Genomic DNA, 12546 nt, shown 5'->3' with positions numbered 1-12546 from the left:
GCGCCCCGGATAACGGGCCCGACGTGGCTTCGGAGGGGGCAGCAACGGTTCGATGAGTGCCCAAAGGTCGTCGTCGAATAGCGGCTTGGCCATGTCCTTTTCACCGTCGAAACAATGAAAAGGTTAACAGCATTCATCGAGGGTTAAGGCAACGCTGATCAAGTCCACCGCGTATGCCTGTCAAGCGTTATGAGGGCACATACAACAAGATAGAGAAAGGCGATGAGGCAGCGCACGCTCGCAATGGCGCAGATGAAGGGTGCGGGATTCGAGACGCGGCGCGACGCGTTTCTCGTCACGATGGACACCATCGTGCCGTGGGGCGGGTTGTGCGCGGTGATTGGACCGTACTATCCCAAGCGCGGCAACGGCCGCCCGTCGATTGGCCTGGAGCGCATGCTGCGGATTCACTTCGTTCAGCACTGGTTCAATCTGGCTGACTTCGCCTGCGAAGAGGCGCTCTACGACAGCACCAGCTTGCATCGCTTCGTGGGCATCGATCTGGGCTGTGAGGCGGTGCCGGATGCGACGACGCTGCTCAAGTTGCGGCGCCTGCTTGAGGCAAACAAACTCGGTGAGCGATTGTTTGCCGAGGTGGGACCGGTCCTGCAGACCAGCGGGATGAAGCTCAACAGCGGCACTATCGCGGATGCGACCCTGATCGCCGCGCCGAGTTCGACGAAGAATAGCGAGAAGGCGCGCGATCCCGAAATGCATCAGACGCGCAAGGGCCGGCAGTGGTATTTCGGCATGAAGTCGCACATCGGCATGCACAGCCAGAGTGGCTTGACGCATAGCGCCGTGGTCACACCGGCCAACGTACACGGCAAGCACGCGCTGACACAACTGCTGCATGGACAGGAGCGGCGCGTCTATGGCGAAGCGCCTATGCGAGCCAGAAAGCGCTGATTCGCGAGAAGGCGCCCCACGCTCGCTGTTTCACCAATCAGCGCAGGCGCCGTGCGGGAGAAGTCGACGAGCTTGCGCGCAGCAAAAATCGCAACAAGTCGAAGATCAGAGCACGCGTTGAACATGTGTTCGCGGTCGTCAAGCGGCTGTGGGGATTCACAAGGTACGCTACCCGGGTCCGGCCAAGACTGCCAATCGCGCCTTCGTCGCGCTGGCACTGAGCAACATTTATCTCTCGCGCAAGCGATTGATGGCACCGGTACGCCCGTAATGAGCGATGCGCGGGCCCAAAGGCCCATGCGCGATGCCCCGAGGACGGCCAATGCATGCAAACAAAGGCATCATTGCCCCGGACCTGCAACGTCCTGCGCCCGCTTCGGTATATCCAGATACTTGTTCAGCATTGCCTTAACAGCTCTTTCGTTCATTTTGTTAAGGGCTCTAAAAGGGGCGAGTGTTTGAACAATAGTCCGCAAAAGCGGCGCGCAGCGAGGCGCGCTGCCAGACTAAGTGTTGAATTCCTTTGAAGGTGCCCGCAAAGAACTAAAGCGTCCCTCGACTAGACTCGCGAATGGCGGAGACCGTTACCACAACTGCGTGAGCGAGATTTGGGGGACGCTTCTAAAAACCCGAAATCACCCCCCAAATTTCGAAAATTCCCCAAAATGGGGCGAAAAGCAATTGATAATGTCCTCGCCCTTGCTGAGTAAGGGCTTTCGGGAAAAATCACCCCTCCGTTCACCCATTCTCGCGGGCTCAACTCCTGCGCAGCCTCGTACGTCGAGGCCCAACCTAAGTAAGACGTTACCAGTCAGCCAAAACGCGACGACGCGGACGATGAGACGGAACGTCCCCCGTAGCAGGCGGCGCCGTGGGAGCCTCGTTCTTGGAGCCAGGGTTCCCGCTTAGTCGGTCAATCAGGTCTAGCGTGTCGGCATGTCGACCGAAGTCGGCCGCAGCCTCCTTCGCCTCCGTTTTGGTCACCTTCTTGACCAACCCATCGACCTTCGCCATTACCGCTTGTTTGACCTTCGACACCGGCTTCGCGACGACATTGGCGACCGTCGAATGGAAGCGTTCTCTGTCACGCTTTTTCGCCAAATCGGCGTTTGACAGCGTGCTGATATAGTCGTGGAGGAACTTGTAGCCATCACCGTAGACCTTCAACGTGCCTTCACTGGCATCGAGACACTCCAGGTACCCATCGTCCTCCCATAAGAGGTGCAATGGAGAGGTGAAAAGTTCGAAGCCCTTCACCGGGAGCGCTTTCCCCCTGTTTCGCTGACTGTACTCCCGCGCTCGTTGTTGCAAACGGGGTGAGGTGTATTCCCTGTTCCCCAATCTAACGATGCCGCCACTCGCCGACCTCTCGAACGGCACAGAGAGCGTCCGGAAGATTTTCTCTTCGGGCCAATCCCACGCTGCATCTCCTCGTTGGAGGCTTTGGTTGTACAAGAAAACGTCTTTCGGAACCGGGGCCACTTTCGCTGCGGCCATCTCGTTGGTCCGGAGATGCCGCACATCCGCCGTCAGATTGTATTTGCTGATGGCTGTCAAGAAAGCCTGCATGAACTGCCTGAAGGTGATGACGGCACCTCGGGGCGCGTCTTTCAGCTTCAAACGATTCCGCGCTCGCGCCTCGTCCTTCTCATCACCCGTGCCTTTTACGGGTTCTTGGTAGCTCGAACCAGGAAGATTCCCCAGTTCCTTCTGCAAGTAGCCAATTAAGTTCTCGACATCGCCTTTTGCTTCAGGGTCACCCGGCGCTGCCATCAAGAGCTGTTCCTTCATGCGAGTCACAATCGCGTGCTGCATCTTCTCCGAGATACCGGCGTAGCGGTCCACGAAGATTTTCCGCGCATAGCCGTGGACCAGCCCGTCCAGATGCGGCACCCCCCAGCGCAATAACTCCCGTTCCTTGTCAGTGTAGGCGCTAAACATGCAAGCAAGGTACGCATCGGCGTTCTCATTCCCAAGGGTCACGTAATAGCCGACGCAGCATCGGCTGCCTCTATCCATCGCCACAAGGAATGTAGGCTTCAGGACCCCGTCGATTTGGACAAGTTCGTTTCCGAACTCGAGGAACTGCGTCGCAACAGTTCCATCAATATCGAATACGTTCAAGTCCCCGTCGGCTAGTTGCGCCGTGCTGCCCGCTCTCTTTCCCTCGTTCTTGCGACGGTCAAGTTCAATCCGTGCCTCGACCAGTGCCTTTTGCCCTTCATCGAGCATCGAGGAATCGGGCGGGTAGTAACGAGGGTCGATGGGATGGTACTCAACCTCTCCTTGTTTGTTACGGTTGTACCCAACGAGTTTGAGCTTGAACCGTTCGAGCAATTCCGTGATAGTCAGTGACAGCTTGTGGGCATGCTCACGTATGAAATTCACCCACCGGGTCAGCATCCGCGGCCGAAGTTGCTTACGACCCAGGTGGGAATCAGGGTCTAGCCGCTCGGCCGAAGGCTTCCGTCCCTGCAGCACATATTCTCCTTCTTTCTTCAGCCCACGACGCTTCTTGCTTTTGCCTCCCTTCTTCCAGTGCTGCTCCGCTGTCGCATTTCTGTGACCACCATAGAACAGATGGCGCTCGTAGTACTTTCGTACTGTTTTTGCGTCGGTTTGAAACAAGTCACTCACGCACTTGACCATCTCCGAGTACGTTGCATCGTCGCGGAACGGGTCATCACCGAACGTGCCGTCGATGTACATCATCATTCGGCGGCGAGCCGTCATATCTCGCACATCCTCTTTGCCAAACTCTTGTTTGAAGCGGATGCGGGACTCAATAGCTTTGTCATCCTCCATCTCGAGCGGAACCGCACGCTCCATCACAGGCTTGAGCAGGCCGGCCTTGAACAGACTCTCTGCTTTCCGCCGCTTGAAAACCTCTCGGTTTTTGGTTGAGGCGTCGTCCTCATTGAGGACAAGCGCCGCACCGACCGACTGCTCGCCAAGCTTTACCGCGTAGATGAAGTGCTCGCTTTCTCCAAGATACCGATACAGCGTCTGCTTACCACTTGGGGAAATTTGGATGAACGGTTGGTGTTTGGTGAATTTGATGGCCCCATATCCATCGTAGTCCTTAATTCGCATCGAATACTCCTGTTGTGGTTGAATTTCTGCTTTACTTCACGAGAAACATTTGCTCTAGCGGGTGGACTTGGTACCTGTGGTCCCAACGGAGGTGACCCAGAAAGAACGCCACCCCCAGTGCCCGGTACGACTCATTCAAGGTCCAGCCTTGCCGCCGCGCGCCGACCATTCCGACCACCCGGTCCATTGGGCCCTTGGCTTCAGACTTGTTGAGTGCCTTTCCAAAGTCGGCGGCTGGCGCCGCAAGTAGGCGAATCTCTTCGGTGCTTGCCTGTCCCATATAAGAAAGCAGGCGCTCGCAGTTCGTCGTCTCCTGTGCTGGAACAGTTAGCTCAGTCATCACTTCATGCGTCCCGTCCCACTCCCACAGCCCTGCGGCTTCTTTCTCATGCCGGCGAATGACTTTCGGGTCGAGCAGCTTCGCGTCAGGCTTTACCGACACTCCGTGATAGATGTGATAAGGCAGGCCTGGCAGGCATAGCCTCAGCATGAAGTCGATAGTGCGTAGTTTGTTCTCGGGGTAGCGGCAGCCGGCCCGACAATATTCGAGGAATTCCGCCCTGTTCCATTGCGGGTACTGAGTGCGGATTTCGACAACGAATGGACACATCTCAAACCAGCGAAGAAGACGCGCCTCCAACCACGAGTGACAGGCCACCTTCCCCATGCCCTTGAAACTGTGGTGGTAGCCGGCAATGCCTTTGCGGCTGTCGCTGGCCTTCTTCCAGCACTCAAACGAGTCTGCGCTAAGCACGCCTCGCGGGTCCGTCTCAGGGAGGACAATCGGCCAACTGAGTATTGGTCGTCCGCCAAGTAGGCGGATGCGAAGAGACGCTGGGTCATTCGGGTCGTATTCCAGCGGGCTGATGACCTCGGCGAGCTCGACTTTCTCGATTGGCAAGGACCATCGAGATATAGAGGCCGGTCGATGGCCCGCTGCCACATACGTTCCGCGAAGTCTTTGACCTTCTGCTCGCGAGCCCGGAAGCTGGCTGCAATCGCCGATTATCCTGAGTGTTTTTTCAGCCATGTTAGTGCCCTCTTGATGCGTTGGATGATTTGCAGTGTGCTCAAGCCTCGATACGACGACTTGAGCGCGTACGGATGGAGAATGGAGATTTCCGCGACTTTCTCGCAGACGTATCCAAGACGTCGTTCTATAAACTCCTCGTCCGAGTCAACACATGCTTCGAGCGCCTCCCGCACTGAGGGCGACTTCTCTGCCCAGCCCTTAATCGATTCATTTCTCGAATTGTTCAGCAGGCACGCTCGGGTTATACGTTTCAGCGGGTTTGTTTCGAGCAGGGCGTCGCACACCTCATATATCCTTTCCGCAAAATCAGCATCCTTCCCTGTTGGCTTAAGACCTGGAAATGCTGCTCTCACACTTACTTCCCGTTGCCGAGGCGCCGTCAGCACTATGCGAGGCAATGCCTTCAAGAACCAGGCTTCGTCCATATACAAAGCAAACAAATAATGCGTCTTCCCACCGCGCATCCTGAAGAGCTCGGTTCGTGTAAGACACCGGTTAGCCTTCAATGCGGCCTGTATAAAATCTCGGGCGGACCTGCGTCGTTCCTTCAGTTCCCTATCGTCGAGGTTGTTGAATCTACGAATAAGGTCGCTTTTTGTGTCTTTGCCTACCCTTATGCGCTTCGGAACGTGTTGGCCCGACGCCTCATATGCCTCGACATCCTGCGCGCGCAGGTCAACTTCTTCCTTCAGTCCAGGCCAGCCTCCAAACACGGTGTATACGAACGCGATGTTCTGACGGGGATTTATCAGATGCAGCCCATCCCCCAACCGACCGAGCAAGCGCTCAACGGTATGGCCGCGCACATTCAGCAGGGCCAATGCCTCGCCTCCTATCACCTGATTGAGAAGACCGGTGGACTCTCGCAACAAGTGCACGAAGTTAGGATGCGCTTGACGCAGTAGGTAACCTCGAGCGTGCATTGGAATCAATCCCGGCTCTACCATGACGGGGCACTTCCCTTGCATCAATTCAACAGCCATCGCGTCAATAGCCAACAATGCATCCTCTGACTTTTGACGCTTCGGCTTCACCATCCTCTGAACCGCTTTCCCACAAAGACACTTGGGGCCCGGGTATACGGGCTCGCTGTTGCGTCGATGGCCAAGCTCGCAAGACTCACAAAGCGTGTAAAGAAGCTCTTGATGGACTACACAATAGGCGACACCCGGTATCAAATGAGCCCTTCGCCAGTAAGCGAAACCACCTTTGGTTTTCTGCAAATCCTCCTGCACGCACTTGAGGCATATTCCGAAACGTGCTCGGTCGAGAAGTCCAAAGGATTGGGCCACCGACGAGTAGCCTTCCTTCCGATGATGCATGTACAGACGTCTTCGCGTCGCTTTAACGAGGAAAGGCGAAAACAATGGAAATCGCGTATAGCCGTGCACTAAGCCGTCCATCTCAGGTAGTGCCCGCGGAAACATTGCTTTTGCAACGTCTAATCTGGACGGGAACGACCATGCGAGACGTCCAGAACTGCTCCCGAGTAGCTCGATGATTTGGTCGCGTGTATGAGCGGCTCTGTAGTGAAGCATACGATTCAAAAAGCCACTCGGGTCCTCCTCCGGCAGAATTTTCGAGCGTAAGAAAAACCTACCTTCCAGCCCTTCACGTTGCATCGTTTCTCCTCTTCAGTTCGCTTTCTACTGTTGCCGGACGCAGGCTCGCCGTCTTGCCTAGCCGCCACGCGGGCGACGCGAGTCCTGCCGGCAATCTCTTTGCTGCCCACTCGACCCTGTTGGCAATCACTGCTTCGCGCGATTCAATCAACGAGACGCTCTTGGCGACATGCTCCGTTGATGCGAGTGCGTACTCGGACACCCCCAGCATCTGCTGGATGCGGTAACGCGAGCGCCTCTGAGGCGGGCGGTAGTCACGATTGCACTGCGCGGCGGCGCGATTGGCCGCCAGGCCCATCGTCCTCGCGAGCTGCGACGACCGTGGTGCGCCCGAGCGTCTCGGGTGTCTGCTCGCTTTCGGGCTATGCTCGGACAACCACATGAGCGCATTTCGCCGCAGTTCCGCGTAGGTCCGCGGTGCTTTCGCTCTCAGGGTGGTCACACCCGCAACGGGATGCGTTCGACACAGAGCTAGCCACCGACGCTTGGCTACTGCTACACGCTTGGTGCCGACAGCTTTTCGCTTCGCTGCCAGGACACCTGGCGAGGCGGCGAGAATCCGGTAGACGGTCGCTGACGAGATTCGAGTCATCCGGACAATCTCAGCCGGGCGTCGGCCCTCATTGAACAATCGCAAGACCGTCTGCAGTTGGCTGTCGTCCAGGAGCCGTTCACGTGGCGTGAATGGAATGCCAACAAGTCTGCATCGCATCGATAGCCGATGCGCGTCGACGCCGAGTTCTCGAGCCACCTTGTTCAGCGAGCCGTGAGTCTCCAGAAGCTGAGCGATGACATGGTCTTGAGGAAGCTCGACCCGTACGTCCCTCACCCGGTTCGTTGGAGTACGTCGCCAATGCAAGCACTCTTGCGCAAACCAAGCGAGCAAAATGCACCACACCGGATGCAGTGCGTGGTCATGCCGCATCAGCGCACGAATCGCGTTATGCACGTGGTCGCGTGAGCTCAGTAGCAGCGACAATCGCTCGTCCGAAAACGATGAGTCAAAAAACAGCTGGAAGTCATCTATGAACGGAGCGAGGTGGATTCGGCCTCCCTCCGCAATCCATCCTGCTTCCGTCAGGGCTGTCTTCACGTTGTCTCTCTGATAGACCAAGCCAAGCAGTCCATCGTCGATGCAGTCAGCCGTACGTCTTGCGAACTCGATTGCGCACAAAAGTTGATGGCGCGTCGGCGAAGACCTGCATAGCTGGTCAAAGAGCAGACCCTGCGCGCCCGGTGATTCCAGAGGGCGGCCATGAATCCCACACGCGGTGACGAATGGCGCCACGTGATTCCGATGAACAAACTCAAAGGGATACGTTTTTGCCGACAACCGACGGCATTCGGCGCAAACGAGGTACTCCCCTTCCGAAGGTGTGAACAGGACCGGCAGTCGACACAGCCGCACCGGTCCATGTAACTTGCCCAACAGTCGAGCGCGCTGCTCGCTTAGACGATTTCGAGGAAGGCCCCGGCTGAAGTAGTCGAGATGGGTGTGGCGGCCCAAAAGCATCTCGATACTGCAGTACAGATGGCCTATCGACGAATGAAACTCGGCCAAGCAACTCGGCATCCCATCAAGTCCCGTCTTTCTCGCAAGCAACTTTCGGCAGAGCTGTGCCAATGACTGGTTTTCATGCAGGTTGCTCACTCGCCTGAGAAACCCATTGACCAGTTCGCCATCCGGGAAGGCCGGGCGCAGGACGAGGGGTACTTCAGCGGCGCGCACGGCCCTTCGGAGTTACAGCCAAGGATTGAACGAGCTTGAATTTCTCGGCAGCGTTAGCCGGGAAGTGGTCCATGAACCGGGTGAAGCTGAGCTCACTTACGCCGTTTCCGCTCTCCGCATCGCGCAGGGCTCGCCGAGCATCTTCACAGTAGGCGAGTTGCTCCTCGAAAATCTCGGTCACGAAACCTTTCGTCAGGTCAGTGCCGGGATACCAGATGAGCTGCTCATGAAGCGCTTTGAAACCGGCGGCGAGCCACCCGATGCGACCCATGCATATCTCGTACGTCCACTTCGGTAAGCCCTTGGGCATGGGACGACTTTTATCGCCGAACAGACCACCCAGCCAAAAGAACACGCAATAGGATGTCCACTCGTCAAAATCGAGTTCAGTGCCCTCGCTCTCGAATGTGATGTCCTCTTCCAACTCATCCGGCGGGCCGAACGGGCGAAAGGTCACGACGGTGCCGCTGAGCGCTTTCCCAATCCGGGATGTGCTCAGTGATGCGCGTCGGAAGAAGGCTTCGGTGCAGGAGAGCAGGATTGGTATCCCGTATGACTTCAATTGAACGGCAAAGGCGAGGATGCTCTCAAAGTCGCACCCGATGTGCTCGACATCGGCACCGTCCAAGATGAACAAGCCGACGTTTAACAAAATGCACGCTGCAATCGCCGCGTTTGCTGCATCGCGTCGCTCCAGAGACCGGAAGACTGCCTTTTGCGCGTCGGTCGGGTCCTTGATTTCGGCTATGAACGTCTGCCTCATGGAATGGATGACGTCTGCGAGGTTCTCGCACTCTTCCAGCTTGACCGTTAGCGTGGGGATGTACCAGACGGTCGGCGGCGCATCAAGGGCGACTGGCTCAGCGCAGATTGGAGGTCCGTACATCTTGCACAGCCGTCTCAAAAACGCATTGCGCCCGGTGTGCTTGACGCCTCTGAGGACGAAGCTCCGCCCATCAAGCAACCCGTAATCCTTCCTTGCAGGCAGCGGCTGAGACCGGTTGATGACATGCGGTAACGCGTAGTACAGCCGCTCATATCTAGGATTCGAGCGCTTCTGCTTGGTGTGCTCCACAATGGCGCCGGTTATCGTGATAGCGAACTGGTAATGCTCGTCAATTGGTGAGAATCCGTCAGAGAACGCGGTCAGAGCTGCAATCTTTACATGCTCTTCGGCACGCACGAGCGTCGTGCTCTTTTCCGCACAGCGATTCATGAGTTCTTGACGTACCAAGTTGGCCGGCAGTACTTCCAACAACTCGGGCACCACTGATGAGACATTGAAGTAGCACTCTGTGGTGGCAAGAGGATTGGCGTTGGCAAGCTCGAACGGCGAACGCTCTATCAACTCGCCTTGCACCGAACTAACCAACGCATGTCCTCTTTCGCTCGTCATCTCTCCAACGTGCGGGTGGTTTGCATCATCCATGGCCGAACTCCTTAATCTCGGTGGCGCATCGCGACTCTGGGGGGCCCGCCCAGGACGTCCACAGAAATCGCGCGATAGCTTATGTGCACGTTGCGACTCTCATGACGCGGTAACCACCTCGCCGAGAATGCAGCCTGCGACCTATTCAGTTGAATCTGGCACTGCTCAGGCAGCCGCCTCTATGTCTAAAGTAGTCCTACATTTATTCCTCCATGGAGGATGGTTGAACATCAAGGAAGTGAAATGTACCTGGAGGTAGATTTCGGAGGCGCGGTGTGCGAGCGCAATCTAGAACGGATGAGTTCTATGACCGCTCCCGCCTCACTACACAGCAGCCCGGAATGGCAACGGCTTCGCGGCAATTCGCTCGAATCAACTTGACCAACTCAAGCTACGATTGGTTTTTGCGACGGCGCGGGTCGTGATGCGACCGGTCAGGCGCTTTGTCGGATGTTTCGCGACGAGTGGCCGGACGCGGGCAAGCTGGAAAGTAAGGAAATTGACTTTTGAGGTCGCCAACGCGGCGGCGAAGCGCAGGAGTTGCCGAAAGTTTGCGACGAAGATTGGACGGTCGTGTCGGGCCGGACGAACCGGAACGCGATTCCAAAGCGGGGATGGGGTTCTGTCGGTCGAGGTCAGGAGCGCAGAGCGCTGCTGACACATCGACCGGGCGTAGAACCGCGAGTCAGCGTGGGTGCTTGGGTTCATGGGTCTCGTGTCCATGGTTGCAAGCGCTCGAGGGCAGCGCTTGACAAGACGCCCCCATTATGAGACCCTACGCGCGCGTAAGCGTGGGGTGCCTCGAAAGGGGTACGCCATTCGGCTCGTGCGGTTGCTGCCGTACGGGCCGTCCTCGTTTACAGGGGTACTAGGTAGTTTCTCTTCCTAGCGTTCTCCTTCCTCCTTTTAAATCCTTGCAGTCCGTTTGTCATTCGCCGACGCGGAAAAGCCATCGAGGCGCCTAATCGTTCCGTTAGCTAAATGCTGGGTCCCGCAAGACAATCGAGTGCTCGCATCGTTGACCCAAGCCAGGCAAGGCTTCCATGAGTTCACTGGTTGCTTTTTAAATTTCGCGCTCGCGCGCTCTACCTCCGCGCGCTCTACCCGAGAATTCTAAAAGGTCAGCTAACCCCATGATTCAAAATGGTTTTCCTGTTCTCGCGTGCAACATTTTAAAAGACGACCACACGTCCTCTCAAAATTCGCTTGAGCTTTTAAATTTTTGCGCGTAGAATTTTAAAAAATTTGCTTGTGACCGAATTCTCTGCACTGGATTATCTCCGGTGGGTGATGGGTCGTCAATAGTTTTTTTCACCGCTCCCTCGCCTGTTTGCGCATCCTTCTTCAAGCTCCCTTCTTAGCGCCTCGGCAAGACCAATCCACGTCGGTTCACGCGCGTTCCAAAGGCCTGTTTCAACAATAAAAGCGTGTTCACGCAGAAGTGTTGGGACGCAGCTCGCGTCACTCTCGACAACGAGGACGTCGTTCGGGCGTCTTTTTAAATAATCTCGCTCCAGCAGCCCTCGCCGAGAGGTACCTTGTGTGCTCGCGCCGGCGCCAAGTCTTTTGTTGCCGGGCATCGTAGCTCCGATGACTCTCATTTTTAATTCGTAGGGGAGGCAGTCAATGACGGAACGGTAGCCGTGCCGAGCTATCCACGACGAACTGAGTACAACTTGAACGTCGTTGAAAGACTCGAGCAGCCCTTTTAGCCGGTGCAGATGCGCGTCAAGGAAAGCTCCCGGCAGATGCTAATTTCGTGGGGTTCATCGCTGTTGGAAAGAGAGTGCCTTCCACGGTTAGGTAGAGCACGCGCTGAGTTGCCATAGAGCACCTCCGACGAAGTGCACGGCGGCGTCACCTTCCGTTTCATTTAAACTATGCGGATAGGCGCCGGCGAGACCGAGTGCCTCAGCTGTGATTCGACTTTTTTCGGTCGTCGTGGCAGTGAGATTTTCATCTCACCGCTCAAACGTAAATGTAGGTCCCCTCTTGGAAAAAGGCAAAGGACTTTCGTGAGCGAGGCTGACACTCCATGGGCGCGGCTTGCTTGCCGCGTGGTGCGCGTCGCTATGGCGCGCAAGGAGTACTCGTACCCGCTCCTGGTGAAGGCCTACATCGCGAACGAACCCGACGAAACTGAACGCGGGTTGGTACTTCGCATCACACGTGGCACGTTGCGTCTGAGTACCTTCCTACACATCCTCACCTTGATGTCAGCGACCCCGCCGGCTCTGTGGCGCCCAAGCCTCTCGAGCAAAGCCGCCTGGTCGGAAAAAGCTCGAGATGTAGTCCTTGCCGAGCTCAAGCGAGGTCAGCTTACCGACTACCACGAGATAGTCGAGCGTCTAGAGAAGCTGGGGACGACTACCACAAAGGAAGCCTTAGAAGAGCACGTTACGTTGGGCACGATTCCCCTGTCGCTGTTCTTGCAGCTGACCTTCCTGGTCACGTCTGCCTCACTGGAGCGCTACGTCGACCTTGCCGATATAGCCGCTGCTGCTGACATCTCAATTGTCTGACCAACGCGCGCCTTGATTTTCGCAAATCCGGAGCTAGACTATGAGTGAGATTATTGTCTCACTCAAACCAGGCGCGCAGAAGTCGAATGATAATGGCGCCTCTCGCCGCCGGTGGCTGACGGTTGAACGCTTCATGAAGCGTTTTGACCGGTGCCGGCCCTCCTTGCCGGAGGCGTCATGCCTACCTGGTCAACCCTTCCCGTTGGACT

The 12546-nt window shown here is 56.6% G+C and carries 6 protein-coding genes and 3 pseudogenes; 2 read left to right on the top strand and 7 right to left on the bottom strand.

Annotated features, from left to right (window positions below; translation table 11 throughout):
• A pseudogene (locus AWB82_RS36845) lies at positions 1–93 on the bottom strand (IS5/IS1182 family transposase); the annotation flags it as partial.
• A 129-nt stretch (positions 94–222) separates the two neighbouring features.
• Between AWB82_RS36845 and AWB82_RS32090 the strand changes: the two are divergent.
• Positions 223–1180 (top strand): annotated as a pseudogene (locus tag AWB82_RS32090) (IS5 family transposase).
• A 533-nt stretch (positions 1181–1713) separates the two neighbouring features.
• Here the strand turns inward: AWB82_RS32090 and AWB82_RS32085 are convergent.
• The 6 genes and pseudogenes from AWB82_RS32085 to AWB82_RS32065 form a co-directional block, all read right to left on the bottom strand.
• Positions 1714–4002: a hypothetical protein gene (locus tag AWB82_RS32085; RefSeq protein WP_086973326.1), complete on the bottom strand. Its 2289-nt coding sequence runs from the start codon at positions 4000–4002 to the stop codon at positions 1714–1716.
• 31 nt (positions 4003–4033) lie between these two features.
• On the bottom strand, positions 4034–4903 hold the full coding sequence (locus AWB82_RS32080) for a PDDEXK family nuclease (RefSeq protein ID WP_086973325.1): 870 nt from the start codon (positions 4901–4903) through the stop codon (positions 4034–4036).
• Positions 4904–5007: 104 nt separating this feature from the next.
• The gene (locus AWB82_RS38640) at positions 5008–6072 is read right to left on the bottom strand and encodes a hypothetical protein (protein WP_235023521.1); all 1065 of its coding nucleotides are present in this window, start codon (positions 6070–6072) and stop codon (positions 5008–5010) included.
• A 108-nt stretch (positions 6073–6180) separates the two neighbouring features.
• Positions 6181–6657: pseudogene (locus AWB82_RS39275) on the bottom strand (TniQ family protein); the annotation flags it as partial.
• Positions 6647–8308 carry a TnsD family Tn7-like transposition protein gene (locus AWB82_RS32070; protein ID WP_159462648.1) on the bottom strand — a complete coding sequence of 554 codons (1662 nt, stop codon included), beginning with the start codon at positions 8306–8308 and terminating at the stop codon, positions 6647–6649. The gene AWB82_RS32070 and the pseudogene AWB82_RS39275, both read right to left, overlap by 11 nt.
• Before the next feature lie 64 nt (positions 8309–8372).
• Positions 8373–9815 (bottom strand): hypothetical protein, encoded by a 1443-nt coding sequence (locus AWB82_RS32065; RefSeq protein WP_086973322.1) that lies wholly within the window; start codon positions 9813–9815, stop codon positions 8373–8375.
• Positions 9816–11830: 2015 nt separating this feature from the next.
• Here AWB82_RS32065 and AWB82_RS32060 point away from each other — a divergent pair.
• Complete coding sequence (locus AWB82_RS32060) at positions 11831–12337, top strand: DUF6471 domain-containing protein (RefSeq protein ID WP_086973321.1); 507 nt, start codon at positions 11831–11833, stop codon at positions 12335–12337.
• Positions 12338–12546 lie beyond the last annotated feature (209 nt).

The sequence above is a fragment of the Caballeronia glebae genome (assembly GCF_001545035.1).
Classification (GTDB): Bacteria; Pseudomonadota; Gammaproteobacteria; order Burkholderiales; family Burkholderiaceae; genus Caballeronia; species Caballeronia glebae.
This window is presented reverse-complemented; position numbering and strand designations above follow the sequence as displayed.